The sequence below is a fragment of the Candidatus Baltobacteraceae bacterium genome (genome assembly GCA_036488875.1).
In the GTDB taxonomy this organism is placed as follows: Bacteria; Vulcanimicrobiota; Vulcanimicrobiia; order Vulcanimicrobiales; family Vulcanimicrobiaceae; genus JAFAHZ01.
This window is the reverse complement of the sequence record DASXGW010000002.1, coordinates 163,215-181,055: the sequence shown is the minus strand read 5'-3', so window position 1 is coordinate 181,055 and position 17,841 is coordinate 163,215. Positions and strand designations below refer to the sequence as shown.

Below are 17,841 nucleotides of genomic sequence, written 5' to 3'. Positions count from 1 at the left end.
TTGCGAATACTCGGTGTCGATCCCGCTTTGCGAACGACCGGCTACGGCGTGATCGAGCGCTCCTCCCGGCGCGTGCGTTTGGTCGAAGCCGGCGTCGTCACGCCGCGCAACGGGGGGACGCTCGAGGAGCGGCTTCGGGAGCTGCACGCTGCGATCGTCGAAGTGATCGAACAGACGCATCCCTCGGTCGTCGTCATCGAAGAACTCTACACGACCTACAAAAATCCCCGCACCGCCATTCTCATGGGTCATGCGCGCGGCGTGCTCTGTCTTGCCAGCGCACAAGCCGGCATCGCGGTGCACACGCTCGGACACGCGCACGTCAAACGCGCCCTCGTCGGATCGGGTGCTGCGCGTAAAGAGCAGGTCGGCGCCATGGTTGCGCAGCTGCTCGGACTTCGCGCGCTTCCCAAACCGCACGACGTGTCCGATGCACTCGCGCTCGCGCTGGCGTTCGATAACATATGTTCTCACGCATAAACGGCGCGCTCGTCGAGCGTACGTTCGACGGCGCCGTCGTCGAAGCCGGCGGTTTAGCCTACGAGGTCACGTTACCACCGTGCGTTGCCGAAAAAGTGACGACCGTTGCGGGCGAGCCGGTAGCGCTCGAGATCTACGCGGTGCTGAACATGGACGGCAACAGCGGGCGTTTCACTTTTTACGGTTTCACCAACGCGATCGAACGCGATTTCTTTGAAGCGCTGCTCACCGTCGCATCGATCGGTCCACGTTCGGCGGCGCGAGCATTTTCGCAGCCGATGTCCGCGATTGCGGGCGCGATCGATCGCGGCGATCACGCGTTCCTGAAGAGCCTTCCGGGCGTCGGCCAGCAGAAAGCGCGCGACATCGTCGCCAAGCTGCAGGGGAAGGTGACGAAGTTTCTCTTGATTCAAGACGCGCCGCCGATTGCGCCCGCACCAATGCCGGACTTTGCCGGCGAAGCCCTAGCCGTGCTTCTGCAGCTGGAATATAAACGCGGGGAAGCCGAAGCGATGGTGCGCGAAACCCTTGAGTCAGACGGCAAGATCGGCGACGCCGAAACGCTGCTCGCGCAGATATACCGCCGCCGCGCGGCGAAGAAGAGCGGCACGTGAACGACAGCAACGCGCGCAAGAAGCTCTTGGGGCCCGACGACGTCGCGGTGCCCGAGCGCGTCGTCGATCCGACCGACTCCCTCGAAGACGAGGTCTACGGTGCGAGTTTGCGCCCACACTCGTTCGAAGATTACGTCGGACAAGAGCGCGTCGTCGAAAACCTGCGCATCGCTATCGACGCCGCCAAGCGGCGCGGCGAGCCGCTCGAGCACGTGCTGTTTTACGGGCCGCCGGGACTGGGCAAAACGACGCTCGCGGGATTGATCGCGCGCGCGGTTGGTGCGAACTTTCGACCCACGAGCGGCCCGACGCTGGAAAAGCCCAAAGATCTCGTCGGCGTTCTCACCGCGCTCGAAGAAGGCGACGTGTTTTTCGTCGATGAGATCCATCGCCTCGGACGTGTGGTCGAAGAATTTCTCTATCCGGCGATGGAGGATTTTCAAATCGATTTCGTCGTCGATCGGGGGGCCTACGCTAAGACGCTGAAGCTGCCGCTCAAACGATTCACGCTCGTCGGCGCAACCACGCGCGCCGGTATGTTGACCGCACCGCTGCGCGAGCGCTTCGGCATCATCCATCACCTCGACTTTTACTCAGTCGAAGAGCTCGAGCGGATCGTGCACCGCTCGGCCGGCGTCCTCGGCGTCCCGATCGACAACGAGGGCTGTCAGACGATCGCCGCGCGCAGTCGCGGAACGCCGCGGATCGCCAATCGTTTGCTGCGCCGCGTGCGCGACTATGCCGAAGTTCGCGCCGAAGGCCATATCACGCAAGCCGTCGCCGACGAGGCGCTCGAGCGCGAAGGCGTCGATACGCTCGGTCTCGATCGCCTCGATCGCGCCTTCTTGCGCACCTTGGTCGAAACGTACGGAGGCGGCCCGGCCGGCATCGGCGCGATCGCCGCGTCGCTCACCGAAGACGCCGAAACACTCGAAGACGTCGTCGAGCCGTATCTGCTCAAAGAAGGCTTCGTCGTTCGCACGGCAAGCGGAAGAAAGGCGACCCCCCTGGCGTACCGTCATCTCGGGGTTTCCGGCGGCACGCCGGTACAAGAGCGGTTTTTGTAGCCGTGCAGCGCAAGGCGTTTCTTGCTTTGACGACCGGTGCGGCGTTTGCGCCTGTGACGGCGCTGGCGCAAAGTGACGCGGATCCCGCGATCACCTCGACGTCGCCCGCGTTACGCGTGTTGTTGGGACCCGGTGACGTCCAACCCGGCCCGCAAGGCAGCTTTACCTTCAACGGCAACCTCTATCGGGGCGATTTTCAACACACGCCCGGCGGTATCGTCAACCTCGTCGACATCGAGCAGTACCTTTATTCGGTCGTGCCGCGAGAAATGTCGCCGGGCTGGCCGGCGGCCGCGCTGCAAGCGCAGGCCGTTTGCGCGCGCACGTACGTCTTGCAGCGCAGCAATCCGCGGCGTGCGTACGATCTCGTCCCTTCCGAGCTCGATCAGGTGTATCGGGGAATGGCGGGTGAGTCGCCCGGCGGTAGAGATGCCGTCGACGCCACCGCCGGTCAAGTATTGCATTACGACAACGTCTACGCATCGGTTGCGTATTCGTCGTGCTGCGGCGGCCACACCGAAGCGTCGTCCGACGCGTGGGGAAGCGTCCCCGTGCCGTATCTCGGCGGCGTGCCCTGCACGTACTGCAGCGCGTCGCCGAACTACCGCTGGACGTCGCAACTGTTCTTGAACGACGTCGGCGATCGCTTCGGCAATCAGCTCGCGCCGTTCGGCGCGCTGCGCGACGTTCGTATCGCCGCGACGGATCCGAGCGGCCGCGCGCGCGCCTTCGAGTTGCTCGCCGAACGAGGAAGCATTAACGTCAAAGGCAGCACGTTCCGCATCGCGGTGGGTCCGCGCGTCCTGCGCAGCCTCCTGATCGGCACGTTCCGCCTCGACGGACCGTCCGAAACGTTGGCCGTGGAAGGTGCCGGTCTCGGACACGGGGTAGGCTTGTGTCAATGGGGCGCCCGCGGAATGGCGCTCGCCGGTCGTTCGGCGCGCGAAATTCTTGCGTTATATTTCCCAGGAACGCAAGTGAGCTGATGACTGACCGATCCGGAAAATCCGCCCCGAGCTCCAAAAAAGACGAAGGCGACGATAAGCGTTACAACCTTCGCTTGCGCAAGTACATCGACGTCGTCGTCGAGGATCCGCTTTCGGCAATGCTCTTCCGCGGAGCCGTCGCGGACATCTCGCCGACCGGCATGCGCGTGATCGCCGACCAGTATCTCCCGGTCGGCTCGAAGTACACCTTCACGATGAAGCGCAATCCGTTCTTACGGTTGCGCGGGCAAGTGCGCTGGATACGCGCGTTTACCGGTGAGACGTATCAAGTCGGCGTGCTCATCGTCGAAGCCACCGAAGACGACCGCAAGCGATTGACGAACTTTCTCGAACTCGAGCGCCAGCGACTGTCGAGCGGATAGACTCACTCACCAGCGCGTACGACTTCGAGCTCGATCCCGAACTCGTCGCACAGAGTCCGCCGCAACGCCGCGACGCGAGCCGCCTGATGGTGCTCCCTCGCAGCGGCGCCATCGAACACCGCCATTTTTCCGACTTGCCCGCGTATCTGCGCGAGGGCGACGTGCTCGTGCTCAACGAGACGCGCGTTATCGCCGCCCGATTGCACGGGCGGCGCGCCCTCACCGGCGGAAGCGTCGAGCTGTTGCTGCTGCATCCCGCGGAGTCGATGCGCTACGATCCGCACGCGCTACGCTGGGTCGCGCTGGCGCGCCCGGCGCGACGGCTGCGTCGTGGCGAACGGATCGTCTTCGACCCGTTCGGTTCGGCCGAGATCGTCGGCGAGCTCCCGGACGGAGCGCGCGAGGTCGCCTTCGAGCTCGACGTCCCGTTCGAACGGTTCCTCGAGCGGGCCGGCACGTTGCCGCTGCCGCCCTACATCCATAACGAAAGTGCCGAAGCGCAGCAGCGCTATCAAACCGTCTTCGCGCTTGTGCCCGGCAGCGTCGCCGCCCCGACGGCGTCGCTCCACTTCACCCGCGAACTGCTCGAACGTATCGCGTCGGCCGGCGTTGAGATCGTGCGGATCGTGCTCGACGTCGGCTTGGGTACGTTCAGACCGATCGCCACCGATCGCATCGACGAGCACGCGATGCACGCCGAGGCCTACACGATCCCCGCACAGGCCGCCACGGCGATCGAACGGGCTCGCGCGGAGGGCCGGCGGATCGTCGCGGCGGGCACGACGGTGGTCCGCGCGCTGGAAGGCAACATCCAAACGCACGGCCGAATCGTTCCAGGAGATGGTGTTACGGAACTCTTCATCAGTCCCGGCTTCGCATTTGCCGCCGTCGACGTCATGATTACCAACTTTCATTTGCCGCGGTCGAGCCTGCTGGTGCTGGTCAGCGCCTTCGCGGGCCGCGAACGCGTTCTGTCGGCATATCGCGGAGCGGTCGAGCGCCGTTACCGGTTTTTTTCGTTCGGCGACGCTATGCTGGTGGAACGCGCGAGATGAGTTACGCAGCGCGCTGGACGTGGGAGTTCGATGCCCCGCGCGAGCGACTCTGGGAGTATCTCGCCGACACGGACTGGGTAAACGAGCACGCAGGGCTGCCGCGTATCGTGCCGCGCTTCGAGCCGCTCCCCGAAGGCGGAACGCGCAAGTTCGGCGCGTTCCGGCGCGGTCCGATCTACGTCGAGTGGGAGGAGATGCCGACGATCTGGCGCGTGCCCGAGTATTACAGTGTCGAACGTCGCTACACGCACGGCCCGCTGCGCCGCTTTTTGAACGCGGCGTCGTTCGAAGCATTGTCTCCTTCGCGCACCCGGGTCGTCGTCGACCTCGAGCTCGAAGCGGCGTCGCCGATTATCGAACCACTGCTGCCGCTGATCGCCGCGCAAGGCAGACGCGGCGCCGATCGCGCGTTTCGCTTAGGCGCGCGCTTGGCGGCGCACCACGACGAAGCGGTCGCCCAAACGCCGGCGACGGGCGGCGTCTTCGCACCCCTGCTCGACGCCGGTATCGCCCCCGCCGTCGTCGCGGCGCTCGAAACGTTCGTCGCAGCGGCCGAAGACCGCGATCTGTTACGAATGCGCCCGTACGAGCTCGCGGATCGATGGAGCCTTGCGCGCCGGGAAGTGCTGCGCGCGTTCCTCGCGGCAACGCGCGCCGGAAGCTTCAACCTGCGTTGGAACGTCATTTGCCCAGGCTGCCGCGGCCCGCAGCCGGGCATCGATTCGCTCGGCTCGCTCAAAGACGGTTATCATTGCCCTAGCTGCAACGTTCCCTTCGACGCCGTCTTCGATCGCACGGTCGAAGTGACGTTCAACGCGCGTCCGCTTGGACGCGGCGGCGAAGAAGGCTTGTTCTGTCTGGCCAGTCCGCAGCGCAGTGCGCACGTCTACGCGCAAGCGGCGATCGGCAACGGTTCGTCGGAGACGATTGACGTAACGCTGCCCGCGGGCGCCTACGATTTCAACGCCGTCGGGATCGGGCAAGCGCCGTTCGTCGCCGAAGTGGGCGCGCCGGACCGCGCGGCGCGCGTGCGAATCGGCCCATCGGAGGTGACCGTGCCGCACGCCTTAGGGAACGGCTCGATCCGGTTCTCGATGGACAACGAAGCGGGACGCGACGTCGTCGTGCGCGTGGAGGACGGCCGCTGGCCCGACACCCTGGTAACGGCGGCGCACGTGACCGCGCTGCAGGAGTTTCGGGATCTCTTTTCCTCGGAAGTACTGGCGCCGGGCTTGGAGCTGGGCATCGAAACGCTCGCCGTCCTCTTCACCGATCTGGTTGGTTCGACCGCGATGTACTCGCGTACGGGCGACGCGCCGGCGTTCCGCATCGTCACCGATCATTTCGACGCACTGCGCGAGATTATCGCGCGCCACGACGGGACGATCGTCAAGACCATCGGCGACGCGGTCATGGCCGCGTTTACCGATCCGGCGAACTGCTTCGCCGCGGCGATCGAGCTCGACAACGTCGTCATGGGGATCCAGTGCGAGGGCACGCCGCTGCGGCTGCGCGTCGGATTTCATAGCGGGCCGTGCATCGCGATGCGCGCGAACGATCGTATCGACTACTTCGGAACCAACGTGAACCTCGCGGCGCGTTTGGAATCGCTGGCTCGAGCGGGCGAGGTAACGATGGCGGCGTCGGACGCCGCCATACCAAAAATCGCGCAACGGCTCGCCGAGTTGAGCGCCGCCGTCACACGCGAGTCGGTCTCCGTCAAGGGCTTCGCGCAGCCGGCCGAGATCGTGCGCGTTGCGAACGTGTCATCGTGAAGTACGTAGCCTACGACTCGCCCGGCGAACCCGGAGTGCTGCACGTCGCGCAAGGCCCCGCGCCCGAGCCTAAAGCCGGCGAAGTAACGATCGCGGTCGAAGCTGCAGGCGTTTCGCGTGCGGACGCTCTGCAGCGTCGCGGGCTCTATCCGCCGCCGCCCGGCGCGTCGCCGATTCTGGGTCTCGAAGTGGCCGGCACGATCGCGCGTACCGGCGAAGGCGTCACGCAGTGGCTCCGCGGCGATCGCGTATGCGCGCTGGTCAACGGCGGCGGATACGCGGAGGTCGTGGCCGTCTCGGCGGGCCAGGTGCTGCCGATTCCCGACAAGTGGACTACCGTTGAAGCCGCGACGCTTCCCGAAAACGCATTTACCGTGTACGACAATCTCTTCACGCGCGGACGTTTGCACGAAGGTGAAACGGTGCTCGTGCACGGCGGATCGAGCGGTATTGGGACCACCGCCATCATGTTCGCCCGCGCGTTCGGCGCGCGGGTTATCACGACCGTCGGAAACGCCGAGAAATGCGCGGTCTGCGTGCGCATTGGCGCCGAGCACGCCATCGACTATAAGACGTCGGATTTCGTCGAAGAGGTGCGCAGACTCACGCAGGGCCGCGGCGTCCACGTCGTGCTCGACATCGTCGGCGGCGACTGCGTCAACCGCGACCTCAATGCACTCGCGCTCGACGGCCGAGTCGTCTGCATCGCGACGCAGCGCGGGCGCGAAGCGACGATCGATCTCGGACTGCTCCTCATGAAACGCGCGACGATCCTAGGATCCAGCCTGCGACCCCGCACGGCCGAACAGAAGGCCGCGATCGCCGACGAGCTGCGCAAAAACGTGTGGCCGCTCTTACCCAACCGCGATCCAATCGCTCCCCTCGTCGATTCCGTGTTTACGTTTGAAAACGCGGCCGGCGCGCACGCTCGTCTCGAATCAAGCGCCCACGCCGGCAAAATCGTCTTAGTGCCATGAGCTGACGTAGTCCCGGAAAACATTGGCCCACGGCGATACGGTAGTTTGGGGCGCCCCACGGGACTCTCCAGCCAGCCAAACCGCTTAAGCGCCCCATGCCCGGGGGCCCCGCGCGAAGCGTGGGGGGCGCGGAGCCGGAGGCGAAGCGCCTTATCAGTGATAAATTCCCTGACCGAGCGTTGTCGGGCCGGTCACCATGAAGAAGAGCATTGGGATCGACAGCATCGTGTTCACGCGTGACGCTAAGAATGCGACGCGGCGAGCCTTGGCTTTCTCTTCGTCGGTTGCCGCAACCATTCCGAGAAGCTTCTTTTGATTGCGCCAGATGGGGCCCCACACGTTGACGAGCATGATCGTGCCCAGCCACGCACCGATGCCGATTGGCGCCATCGCGCCTTGATCGGGAAGCAGTCCCAAGGTAAACGCTGCTACGAAACCGTTGACGCCGTTGTGGGTTAACGCGGGTTGCGACAGCAGCCCGGCGCCAAAAATCCACGTAACGACCGCCGCATACCGGAAGAACGCGAGGGCGCGCGGCATGATGTATTTCGAGATCGGTCCGGCCTCGCCGGACGCAGTCGCCTCTTTGACCGATTCAGCGTTGACGAAGTTGAAGAAATAGAGCAGCCCGATCCACATCACTCCGGCCAGGACGTGGAACCAGCGCATAATAGGATCGCCCCACATTATGAAGCCGCTCCGGTATGCGTTGCGACGATCCAGCGCGCGACGAAATAAAGGATGCCGGTCAATATAAAACCGCAAACGACCGTGCCCCAGCGCGAATCCAGTGGGTTCTTCACAAACACCTCCACGAAAAAGGGAGTCCTTGCCTGCTGTTGTGCCAAGCGGATGCAGGACCCTTCAGCCGTGTTGCGTAGCGTTTGAGGCCGCTACCCCGGGGGTAGCCGAAAGATGGAGGAACTCAAAAACTCATGCAAGTCTCTCTTGCCCAGAAACCGATTGCTGCGAAGAAGTGGGACGCACTCCGAGGGCTGCAAGGCATCTCCGACGCGACCTTGGAGATGCACTTCGGCCTGTACGAAGGCTACGTCAAGAACACGAATCTGCTCTTCGAGCGCCTTGCCGAACTGCGCGAAAAGGGCGAAGCCAAAGGCCCGAATCCCCAATACGCGGAGCTCGTACGACGGCTGGGATTCGAACAGAACGGCGTCCGCCTTCACGAACTCTACTTCGACAACATGACGGCGAAGCCGGGCGAAATGAAATCCGGCCGCTTGTACGACACCCTCGGTGAGGCATTCGGAAGTTTCGAACAGTGGAAGAACGACTTTGCTGCCGTCGGCGGCATGCGCGGCATCGGGTGGGCTATCGCCTACTACGACGTCGATAACCGCACGATTCGCAACTACTGGATCGACGACCACCAGAACGGCCACATCGCCGGCTTCGTACCGATCGTCGTGATGGATATTTGGGAACACGCCTTCATCAAAGACTACAAACCGGCCGAGAAGGCGAAATATATCGAGGCGTTCCTTACGAACGTCGACTGGAAAGGCTGCGAAGGGCGTCTTCCGTAATCGGCTCCGCCAGGATGGTCTTGGGATGGGTGTACCAGACCAATCCGGGCGGTGCGTTCTGCTGTTTGCGCACGTATTTGCGCTGCGTGTAATCGACCGGGACTTTCGCGCTCGCACGCGCCTTTGAATGAAACGCAGCGAGCGCCGCCGCGACGTCGATATCTTCGCCGGGCGGCGTCGAGCGATCGTCGCGCGCCAACACGACGTGCGCGCCGGGGATGCCCTGCGCGTGAAACCACAGATCCTCAGGCCGCGCCATCCGAAACGTCACGTCGGCGTTTTCGACCGGCGAGCGCCCGACCACGATACGCGATCCCGCCGCGGTACGAAACTCCAGCGGTTTTCGTTTGCGCCGTTTGACGGTCTGAGGCTCGCGCGTTTGCGCTCGGCGCGGCTCCAGTTCCCCGGCGGCGCGCTCGACGTCGTCGAGATCTTCGTCGGCGGCCCGTTCGGCTTCCCAGCGCAGCACGTCGATGGCCTCGAGCGACCGCGCCAACGCGGCTTCGCGCACCTCCACGTGCGCGAGCGATGCGTGCAGCTTCTTGTACCGCGCGAACAGTTTGGCGGCGCGTTCCTTCGCGTCGGCGCGCTCGCTCTCGTCGAGCTCGTGCAGCGAAGCGAAGATGCGTTCGCCTTCGTCGCGAAGTTCGCCGCGCGATTCGGCCTCGCGGCGCTTTGCCGCGAGCGCTGCCAGTTCCGAACGTAACTTATGCTCGCGTGCCTCCAAGCGACGCGTCAGCGATTGACGCCGCCGTTGCGCACCGCGGTGGTCTCGCTCTTCCGACCGCTGCGCGCGCATCCGCGCAAACGTCTCGAGCACGGATTCGTCGCCGGCACCGGTCTCGGGTGCCGGCGGCGCACTCGCGCGTGGCGGCGGCGCAACGTATGGTTGCCCTGCGAGAATCGCCCGCACCGGGTTCTCCGCGAGGGTGAACTCCTTGGCGGCCGCGACGATCACGCCGCGTTTGGTCAGCACGGCGTTTCCGAAACGCGGCACGAGCTCGAGAACGAGCTCCGCCGCATCGCCCACGCCGAAGCGCGAGCGCGTCCCGAACTCCAGGCGCATGACGCGATCCCCTTGGCGGGACCGGACGGCCGTCACGGTCATCCCGCGCAGCGTGGTCGCGAGCTTGCGGACAAAACCGGGCTCGACTGCGATCGGCAAATCGGCATCCTCGAGCGTGACCAGCGGAGGCGTCCCGAACAGATCCGCGACGAGCGTAATGGCGCCGCCGCGCGCGCGGAGCGACAACGCGATGCGGCCGTCGGGCAATAGCCCGGCATCGAGCAGGCGCGCACCGCGCAGCCGCTCGTCGAGTTCCTGGGCCGCTCGCCGGATCATTACCCAGTCGGTCGTCATGCTCGAGCAGCACTATGACCGGGAATTGCGTCGTTCCTGGAAAAAACCGCCTTGGTGAGACGGCTTACGATAGTTTGCGTGGTCGCCGCGCTCGCGGCTTGCAGCGGCGCGACGCCCTCCCCGGCCGGGTGGCAGCCGCTTGCGGGCACGACGGGCAAGTGGGTAAACGGCACGGCGGCAGGGCGGCAAACGTACGCATACGGTAAGGAGCGCTTCGCGGGCACCTTGCAAGAGTTAGCTCAGCGTGAGATCGTCAACAACGCCCTGCATAAAACGAAGTTCGTCAAAAGCGATGTGTTCGCGCCATGCCCGGGCATAGCGGCCATCGCGACGTTCGCGGGCGGCGGTAGAACCGTGCAAGACGCGTTTGCCGTCGTCAACGGCTACGCAATTACCGTTCGATACGATCGGCCCGCAACGGCGCTCGACGCGCCCGCCGCCGTCGCGGCGATGCAGCGCGCGCTCTGCGTCGCGCCGGCTTAGCGAACTCCCGCCGCCGAAAACTGCAGCCGCAACTCGCGCTTGAGCACCTTTCCGCTCGGGCCTAGCGGCAGCGCTTCGATGCGTTCGACCCGGCGCGGATATTTGTGTTTACCGAGGTGCTGCTGCGACCACGCGACGATGGCCTCGCCGTCAAAATCCTCGCCGCGCGCCACGACCACCGCGACGACTTCCTCGCCGTGCGTTTCGTGCGGGACTCCGATCACCGCGACTTGCGCGATAGCGGGATGGCGCATGAGCACCTCCTCGATCTCGCGCGGATACACGTTGAACCCCCCGCGAATGATCAAGTCTTTCTTGCGATCGACGATGGTGATGAAGCCGTCTGCGTCGCGCGTGCCGAGATCGCCGGTGCGAAACCATCCGTCGACGATGGCCGCCGCGGTAGCCTCGGGGTTGTTCAAGTAGCCTTTGAAGACGTTGTGCCCGCGTATGACGATTTCGCCAAGCTCGCCGTCGCCCAGCAGCTCGATGCGGTCGTCGATCTCGGCGGCCGCAACCGCGATGTCGACGCCCCAGACGGCGCATCCCACCGAACCGGCTTTGCGGCCGAAGCAGGATTGGTTGAACGATGCGACCGGCGACGTTTCGGTAAGTCCGTACCCCTCGAAGATCGGAACCCCAAAGATCGACTCGAATCGCTCGAGCACCGCAACCGGAAGCGGTGCGCCGCCCGACTTCACCAAACGAAGCGCGAGTTTGCGCGGATGCCGTTCGGCGGCGGCAATCAACGCGATGTGCATCGTGGGAACGCCGGCCCAAATCGTGACGCGCTCGCTTTCCATCAGCTCGAGCGCGCGGTCGCCGTCGAAACGAGCGACGAGCACGACGCAGGCGCCGACGAGCAACCCAACGTTCATGACGACGACTTGACCGAAGCAGTGAAACAGTGGAAGCGCGCCCAGAAACACGTCGTCGTAAACGGCGTGCATGAGATCGTGCGCGGTGACGTGCACGTTCCACATGATGTTGCCGTGCGTGAGAATCGCGCCTTTGGGAGCACCCGTCGTTCCGCTCGTATAGAGAACGACGGCCGCGTCGTCGGCAGCGCGCGAAACGTACGCCGCCAACGGCTCGATCTGGGCGGCCAACCGGTCTGGGGTCAAGCACGGGGTCCCGGTCGCTGCGCAGGCAGTCGCCCCGACCGTCAGCAGCGGACCGGCGCAGATGAGCGCCTTGGCCTGCGAATCGCGCAGCACGTAGGCCACCTCATCGGCCGTCAACAGGCCGTGGACCGGCACGACGACCGCGCCGAGCGCGAGAATCGCAAAGTACGCGCGGGGAAAGTCCGGCACGTTCGGCATCAAGATGGCGACCCGGTCGTCCGGGCCCACCCCTTGCGCCGCCAACGCGGCCGCGTAGCGCCGAGCCTGCTCCCAGAGGTCGCGGTAAGGGATGCGCTCGTCCTCGAAGACGATGGCCGTGCGGGCGGCATGGCGCCGGGCGGCTTCGGCCAAAATGGCAGCTAGTGAGAGCGACATACCAGGTTAACCGGCCCTTCCTTCGGAAAGAGGGGCCCCGGTGATCACCGGGCCCGGTCTGGTTTTCGTCGTGTCGGGGCCCTCGGGGGCCGGCAAGGACACGCTGGTGGACGCGCTGCTAGCGCGCCTGCCGAGACTACGGTACTCGATCTCCGCCACCACGCGGCCTCCGCGTCAAGGGGAAGAGGACGGCAAACACTACTTCTTTCTTTCGCGCGAAGAGTTCGAACGCCGCTTAGCGGCCGGCCAACTGCTGGAGTGGCGCGAGTACAACGGCAACCTTTACGGGACGCCGCGTGATTACATCGAGCGTACCGTCGGTGAAGGCTACGACCTGATCCTCAAGCCGGAAGTCAACGGCGCGCTGGCAGTCAAATCGGCGTATCCCGACGCGGTGCTGATCTTTCTGGTGCCGGATCACTTTTCTCGGCTGCGCGAACGCCTGCTGGCGCGCAGAACCGAAACCAACGAACAAATCTTGGAGCGGCTCGAAACCGCGCAAGAGGAGTTCAACGCCATCCCCAGCTTCGACTACATCGTGGTCAACGCCGAGGATAAGCGAGAAGAAGCGGTAGCCGATCTGCAAGCGATCTTGCAGGCGGAACGCTTCCGAATACACAGGTATAGCGAAGAATCGATTGAGAGTATAAGGAAACCATGAGTAAATCCGTTTTCGGCGACCTGGACGCGCTTCTCAAACATGCCGACTCCAAGTTTAGCCTCGTCAACATCGTCACCAAGCGTGCCCGGCAGTTGAACAACTGGATTCGGGTGCAGCAGCTTCCCCCAACGGACCGCCGCGAGTATTTCGCAAGCGAGCCGCTGGTCGATAAGGAAGCCATCAATCCGAACAAGCCGGTATCGATCGCGCTCGACGAGATCGCCGAAGGCAAGATTGCCTACCACCGGACGAGGGAAGGTATTAAGTAGGAGGTCCCTACCTTAGCGTATGTGCGGCATAGTCGGTTACATCGGACAGAAGGACAGCGTTCCGATCATCCTCGACGCCCTCGGGCGGCTGGAGTATCGCGGCTACGACAGCGCCGGCATCGCCGTGATCGACTCGGCCGGCGCGCTCACCGGTTCTAAGGCCGAAGGCAAGCTTTCGCGTTTGGCCGAGCGGCTGAACAACGGCGAGCGCATATCGGGCATCGTGGGCGTGGGCCACACGCGCTGGGCGACGCACGGCCGCCCTTCCGACGCGAACGCGCATCCGCACATGGACTGCGGCGAAAAGATCGCGGTCGTTCACAACGGTATCATCGAAAATTACTCATCCTTGCGGGCGCGGCTCATCGAGCTCGGCCACACGTTCCGCAGTGAAACCGACACCGAAGTGCTCGCGCACCTCATCGAGGTGCACTACGACGGCAATCTCGAGGAAGCCGTGCGCAAGACGCTGCACGAAGTGCGCGGCGCCTATGCGCTAGGCGTGATCTCGAGCGACGACCCCGATCATCTCGTCTTTGCGCGCAACGGTGCTAGCCCGCTCGTGATCGGCATCGGTGACGGCGAGATGTACGTCGCCTCCGATACGCCGGCGATTCTGCCGTACACACGCAAAGAGATCATCCTTCAGGAGGGTGAGATCGCAGTCGTCGGGCGTGACGGGTATTCGCTAACCGATTACCAGGGAAAAAAGATCGAGCGCGACGCCGTGCAGATCATGTGGGATGCGGGATCCGCCGAAAAGAGCGGTTTCAAGCACTTCATGCTCAAGGAGATCTTCGAGCAGCCCAACGTCATCAAAGAGACCCTCGCCGGGCGCATCGACGACGAAGGCGTCGTGCACCTGGGTCGCGAGATCGGCGCAATCACCGCCAAACAGCTGCGCGTCATCAACAAGATCGCGATCACGGGGTGCGGCACCGCGTACCACGCAGGGCTGGTCGGCATGTACTTGCTGCGCTCGCTCGTGCGCCTGCCGGTCGAGATGGAGCTGGCCAGCGAGTTTCGCTACAGCGATCCCGTCATCGATCCGAGCGCGCTAGTCGTCGCCATGTCGCAATCGGGCGAAACCGCCGACACTATTGAGGCCGTCCGCATCGCAAAACAGTCCGGCAGCTTAGTGCTCGGCGTTTGCAACGTGCTCGGTTCGCACTTATCGCGCCTAGCCGACGGCACGCTCTTTACGCGCGGCGGTCCGGAGATCGGGGTGGCCGCCACCAAAACCTACGTCTCTCAAGTCACCGCCATGACCTTGCTCGCCATCTACCTCGCGCAGCTGCGCGGGACGTGCGACGCGCGGCGGCTCAACGAAATCGCCGACGGAACGAAGCTGCTGCCCGCTGCGGTCGACGTCGTGCTCAACACCTCCGACGAGATCCGCAAGGTCGCGCGCGAAGTGCGCAAAGCGCGCAGCGTGCTCTTCCTAGGCCGCTACGTGAACTTCCCGACCGCGCTCGAGGGCGCGCTCAAACTCAAGGAAATTTCGTACATCCACGCTGAAGGCTATCCGGCCGGCGAGATGAAGCACGGCCCGATCGCGCTGCTCGATTCTACCGTGCCGGTTATTGGCATCATGACCGAAGACCGCGTGCGCGAGAAGATGCTTTCCAACCTCATGGAGTCGAAGGCTCGTGAGGCGCCGGTGATCGTCGTGGCCAATCACGGCGACAAGGACGCCCGGGCAGTGGCCGATCACGTGTTCTGGGTGCCCAAAGTCGACGAACTGCTCTCGCCGATCGTCAACGTCATCCCCTTGCAGCTCCTCGCCTATCACATCGCCGACATCGAAGGCAAAGACGTCGACCAACCGCGAAACCTCGCCAAGACCGTTACCGTAGAATAAATCGAGGACATCGCCATGCAGGTCGAACTGGGAGAACACCCCGTCGAGCGCCTTGCCGATATGCTGCGCGAAGCCGAACAGGCGCACGCCGTCTATCAACATCGAGTCGGGCATGCCGCCCCCGACCGCCCGGCGTGGTTCGCGCGGCACATCATCGATCGTTTGACCGAAGACGAATCGTCGCGCTCGGAATGACGCGCAGCGACGGCCGGCAACTCGACGAGTTGCGCCCGGTGTCCATCGAGCCGGGGTTTTTGAAGTACGCCGAAGGCAGCGCGCTCATCAGCGTGGGCAACACGCGCGTCCTCTGCGCCGCCACGCTGGAAGACCGCGTACCGCAGTGGATGAAGGGCCGCGGAGTCGGTTGGGTGACGGCCGAGTACGCTATGCTTCCGCGCGCGACCCAAGAGCGCACGCAGCGGGAGGCCACCAAAGGCCGCGTCGGCGGACGGACGCATGAAATCCAACGCATCATCGGACGCGCGCTGCGCGCGGTTACGGATATGGCAAAGTTGGGCGAGCGTACGCTTTGGATCGACTGCGACGTTCTCCAGGCCGACGGCGGGACGCGCACCGCCGCGGTTACCGGTGCCTACGTCGCGCTGGCCATGGCGCTGCGCAAGATGTACGATCCCGCCGACCGTGGGCGCTGGCCCCTGACCGGCATGATTGCGGCAACCAGCGCCGGCATCGTCAACGGCCGCGTGCTGCTCGACCTCGCCTACGACGAGGATAGCCAGGCGCACGTCGACATGAACGTTTTCATGACCGATGCGGGCCGGTTCGTCGAACTGCAAGGCACCGCCGAAGCGACGCCGTTCGATCGCGCCGAGCTCGACGCGATGCTGGCCCTGGCCGAAAGCGGGATCCGCCGTCTGTTCGACGCGCAGGCCGCCGCGCTTGGCACGGCCGCTCCGCTGCATGCCGGATAAGGGGAACTTCGCCGGCCTCGCGATGCGAGTCGGTGCGTTCCACATCACCGACCGCGCGATGAAACGGGCGCAGACCGAGATCGAGCGTCAGCTCGAGGCGGGAACGGACGACGACGCCGCGCGTCGCGCCTATCTCGATGCGGTTCGCCGCTATTTCGAAGGCTTCTCCAAAGAGGCGCGCCGGGGCTTGCGAGACGTCGATCGGCGCCTCGAAGAGATCAACCAGGTGCACTTCAATCTCACCGCCGAGCGCGGCGTTGCCGTGAAGCGCATCGAGGCGACGGAAGCGATCTTGCACGACCTTGCGGCCATCGAGGAGAATACGCCCTCCTCATGAGGATGCTCGACAAGGTCGGCCGGGCGACGACGGACTTCTTCGAATACGCCGGCGGCCTGACGCTGCTGACGTTCGAATCGGCCGGCTTCGTCGCGCGCTTGCGCGTTCGGGCGGCCGAAACGCTGGCGCAATGTTACCTCCTCGGCGTTCAGTCGTGGATCATCGTCGTGCTCACGTCGCTCTTCACCGGCATGGTGATCTCGCTGGAGTCGGCGCAACAAGCGGTGTCCTTCGGATTTGCCAACCTCGTCGGCGGCGCCGTGGCGTACGGCACCGTTCGCGAGCTCGGCCCAATGCTCACCGCGGTGGTCGTTGCAGGCCGCGCCGGAGCCGCCATCGCGGCCGAACTCGGTTCCATGGTGGTTACCGAGCAGATCGAAGCCTTGCGCTCGATGGCGCTCGAACCCTCGCGGTTTCTCGTGGTGCCGCGCCTCGTGGCGCTCTTGGTGATGTTGCCGCTGCTGACGGTCTTCGCCGACGTGGTATCGATCCTCGGCGGCATGTGGATCGCGGCAACGTACGCGCATATCTCCTACGATTCGTTTATCTCGTCGGCCCGGCAGGCCATTGAGTTCGGCGACGTCGTGAGGGGCCTCATTAAATCCGTGGCTTTTGCGATCATCATCGCCATGGTCGGCGCGTATCAAGGTTTATCGACGCGCGGCGGCGCTGCCGGTGTGGGCATCTCCACGACGTCGGCGGTCGTCGTCTCCATCATCTTGATCTTCGTCTCCAACTTCGTCCTCTCGTTTCTGCTCTTCGGCGGCCAGTGAACGAGCGCAACGGCAAGAAGCTGATCGCACGGCTCCACGACACCTCGCTCTCGTTCGGCGACAAGGTGGTGCTGCGTAACTGCAGCCTCGACGTCGTCGAAGGCGCGATCACGTGCATCGTCGGACTTTCCGGCGCCGGCAAATCGACGATCCTTCGCCTTATCGACGGATTGCTCAAGCCCAACGAAGGGCACGTGTACGTCGGCGACCGCGACATCGTCGCGTTGGGTGAAGATCAACTGATCGAAATTCGGCAGCGCATCAGCCTCAGCTTCCAGTTCGCGGCACTGCTGGACAGCTTGACGGTCGGTGACAACGTCGCACTGCCGCTGCGCGAGCACACCCGCGACAGCGAGGCCGAGATTCGCAAACAAGTCATGGACGCGCTCGAAAGCGTCGGACTCGAGAATACGTACGATCTCTTTCCCAGCGAGCTTTCGGGCGGCATGCTCAAGCGGGCAGGCTTCGCTCGCGCCATCGTCACCCATCCCGAACTCATCCTGTACGACGAGCCGACGACCGGTCTCGATCCGATCGTGACGCACCTCATCACCGACACGATCATTCAGCTGCGCAAGAAACTCAACGGCACCGCGGTGGTCATTTCGCACGACCTACATTCGATTTTTATGATGGCGGACTACGTCGCGATGCTCTTCGAGGGGGCCATCATCGCCTACGACACCGCCGAAAACATCAAAAACAGCAACAATCCGATCGTCCAGCAGTTCCTAACCGGCTCTGAAAAGGGGCCGATCCCGATTTGAAAAGGCGCTCCGGCCGGA

Annotated in this window: 21 protein-coding genes; 18 read left to right on the top strand and 3 right to left on the bottom strand. The window is 64.2% G+C overall.

Annotated elements, in window-relative coordinates:
• From ruvC to VGG89_03415, 8 genes are read left to right on the top strand one after another with little or no spacing between them, the layout of a single operon-like run.
• Entirely contained in the window at window positions 1-480 is a 480-nt protein-coding gene (gene ruvC, locus VGG89_03450) for a crossover junction endodeoxyribonuclease RuvC (protein ID HEY1975584.1), read from the top strand.
• Window positions 465-1,094, top strand: a complete 630-nt coding sequence (gene ruvA, locus VGG89_03445) for a Holliday junction branch migration protein RuvA (protein HEY1975583.1) — start codon at window positions 465-467, stop codon at window positions 1,092-1,094. Before ruvC ends, ruvA begins: the two co-directional genes overlap by 16 nt.
• Window positions 1,091-2,161 (top strand): Holliday junction branch migration DNA helicase RuvB, encoded by a 1,071-nt coding sequence (ruvB, locus tag VGG89_03440; GenBank protein ID HEY1975582.1) that lies wholly within the window; start codon window positions 1,091-1,093, stop codon window positions 2,159-2,161. Before ruvA ends, ruvB begins: the two co-directional genes overlap by 4 nt.
• A 2-nt stretch (window positions 2,162-2,163) precedes the next feature.
• A complete protein-coding gene (locus VGG89_03435; protein ID HEY1975581.1) occupies window positions 2,164-3,147 on the top strand; it encodes a SpoIID/LytB domain-containing protein in 984 nt (327 codons plus the stop codon).
• Window positions 3,147-3,530, top strand: coding sequence for a PilZ domain-containing protein (locus tag VGG89_03430; protein ID HEY1975580.1), 384 nt, complete (start codon window positions 3,147-3,149; stop codon window positions 3,528-3,530). Before VGG89_03435 ends, VGG89_03430 begins: the two co-directional genes overlap by 1 nt.
• The gene (gene queA / locus VGG89_03425) at window positions 3,482-4,585 is read left to right on the top strand and encodes a tRNA preQ1(34) S-adenosylmethionine ribosyltransferase-isomerase QueA (protein ID HEY1975579.1); all 1,104 of its coding nucleotides are present in this window, start codon (window positions 3,482-3,484) and stop codon (window positions 4,583-4,585) included. Before VGG89_03430 ends, queA begins: the two co-directional genes overlap by 49 nt.
• Window positions 4,582-6,360 carry an adenylate/guanylate cyclase domain-containing protein gene (locus VGG89_03420; protein HEY1975578.1) on the top strand — a complete coding sequence of 593 codons (1,779 nt, stop codon included), beginning with the start codon at window positions 4,582-4,584 and terminating at the stop codon, window positions 6,358-6,360. Before queA ends, VGG89_03420 begins: the two co-directional genes overlap by 4 nt.
• Window positions 6,357-7,337, top strand: a complete 981-nt coding sequence (locus VGG89_03415; GenBank protein ID HEY1975577.1) for an NAD(P)H-quinone oxidoreductase — start codon at window positions 6,357-6,359, stop codon at window positions 7,335-7,337. Before VGG89_03420 ends, VGG89_03415 begins: the two co-directional genes overlap by 4 nt.
• 153 nt (window positions 7,338-7,490) lie before the next feature.
• On the opposite strand, the gene VGG89_03410 is transcribed toward VGG89_03415, so the two are convergent.
• Complete coding sequence (locus VGG89_03410; GenBank protein ID HEY1975576.1) at window positions 7,491-8,024, bottom strand: urate hydroxylase PuuD; 534 nt, start codon at window positions 8,022-8,024, stop codon at window positions 7,491-7,493.
• A gap of 248 nt (window positions 8,025-8,272) precedes the next feature.
• On the opposite strand from VGG89_03410, the gene VGG89_03405 reads away from it, so the two are divergent.
• The gene (locus tag VGG89_03405; protein ID HEY1975575.1) at window positions 8,273-8,881 is read left to right on the top strand and encodes a Fe-Mn family superoxide dismutase; all 609 of its coding nucleotides are present in this window, start codon (window positions 8,273-8,275) and stop codon (window positions 8,879-8,881) included.
• On the opposite strand, the gene VGG89_03400 is transcribed toward VGG89_03405, so the two are convergent.
• A complete protein-coding gene (locus tag VGG89_03400) occupies window positions 8,838-10,241 on the bottom strand; it encodes an NFACT RNA binding domain-containing protein (GenBank protein HEY1975574.1) in 1,404 nt (467 codons plus the stop codon). The genes VGG89_03405 and VGG89_03400 overlap by 44 nt on opposite strands.
• 54 nt (window positions 10,242-10,295) lie before the next feature.
• Here VGG89_03400 and VGG89_03395 point away from each other — a divergent pair, with 54 nt between their 5' ends.
• On the top strand, window positions 10,296-10,724 hold the full coding sequence (locus VGG89_03395) for a hypothetical protein (GenBank protein ID HEY1975573.1): 429 nt from the start codon (window positions 10,296-10,298) through the stop codon (window positions 10,722-10,724).
• Here the strand turns inward: VGG89_03395 and VGG89_03390 are convergent.
• On the bottom strand, window positions 10,721-12,223 hold the full coding sequence (locus VGG89_03390) for a long-chain fatty acid--CoA ligase (protein HEY1975572.1): 1,503 nt from the start codon (window positions 12,221-12,223) through the stop codon (window positions 10,721-10,723). The genes VGG89_03395 and VGG89_03390 overlap by 4 nt on opposite strands.
• A gap of 40 nt (window positions 12,224-12,263) precedes the next feature.
• Here VGG89_03390 and gmk point away from each other — a divergent pair, with 40 nt between their 5' ends.
• From gmk to VGG89_03350, 8 genes are read left to right on the top strand one after another with little or no spacing between them, the layout of a single operon-like run.
• The gene (gene gmk, locus VGG89_03385) at window positions 12,264-12,884 is read left to right on the top strand and encodes a guanylate kinase (protein HEY1975571.1); all 621 of its coding nucleotides are present in this window, start codon (window positions 12,264-12,266) and stop codon (window positions 12,882-12,884) included.
• Window positions 12,881-13,153 carry a DNA-directed RNA polymerase subunit omega gene (gene rpoZ, locus VGG89_03380; protein ID HEY1975570.1) on the top strand — a complete coding sequence of 91 codons (273 nt, stop codon included), beginning with the start codon at window positions 12,881-12,883 and terminating at the stop codon, window positions 13,151-13,153. The genes gmk and rpoZ overlap by 4 nt, the downstream gene beginning before the upstream one ends.
• A gap of 19 nt (window positions 13,154-13,172) precedes the next feature.
• Window positions 13,173-15,014 (top strand): glutamine--fructose-6-phosphate transaminase (isomerizing), encoded by a 1,842-nt coding sequence (gene glmS, locus VGG89_03375; protein HEY1975569.1) that lies wholly within the window; start codon window positions 13,173-13,175, stop codon window positions 15,012-15,014.
• 15 nt (window positions 15,015-15,029) lie between these two features.
• Complete coding sequence (locus VGG89_03370) at window positions 15,030-15,209, top strand: hypothetical protein (GenBank protein ID HEY1975568.1); 180 nt, start codon at window positions 15,030-15,032, stop codon at window positions 15,207-15,209.
• Complete coding sequence (gene rph / locus VGG89_03365; protein HEY1975567.1) at window positions 15,206-15,946, top strand: ribonuclease PH; 741 nt, start codon at window positions 15,206-15,208, stop codon at window positions 15,944-15,946. The genes VGG89_03370 and rph overlap by 4 nt, the downstream gene beginning before the upstream one ends.
• Complete coding sequence (locus VGG89_03360; GenBank protein HEY1975566.1) at window positions 15,936-16,283, top strand: hypothetical protein; 348 nt, start codon at window positions 15,936-15,938, stop codon at window positions 16,281-16,283. The genes rph and VGG89_03360 overlap by 11 nt, the downstream gene beginning before the upstream one ends.
• Complete coding sequence (locus VGG89_03355) at window positions 16,280-17,056, top strand: ABC transporter permease (GenBank protein ID HEY1975565.1); 777 nt, start codon at window positions 16,280-16,282, stop codon at window positions 17,054-17,056. Before VGG89_03360 ends, VGG89_03355 begins: the two co-directional genes overlap by 4 nt.
• Window positions 17,053-17,823, top strand: coding sequence for an ATP-binding cassette domain-containing protein (locus VGG89_03350; protein HEY1975564.1), 771 nt, complete (start codon window positions 17,053-17,055; stop codon window positions 17,821-17,823). Before VGG89_03355 ends, VGG89_03350 begins: the two co-directional genes overlap by 4 nt.
• The last annotated feature ends 18 nt before the right edge of the window (window positions 17,824-17,841 follow it).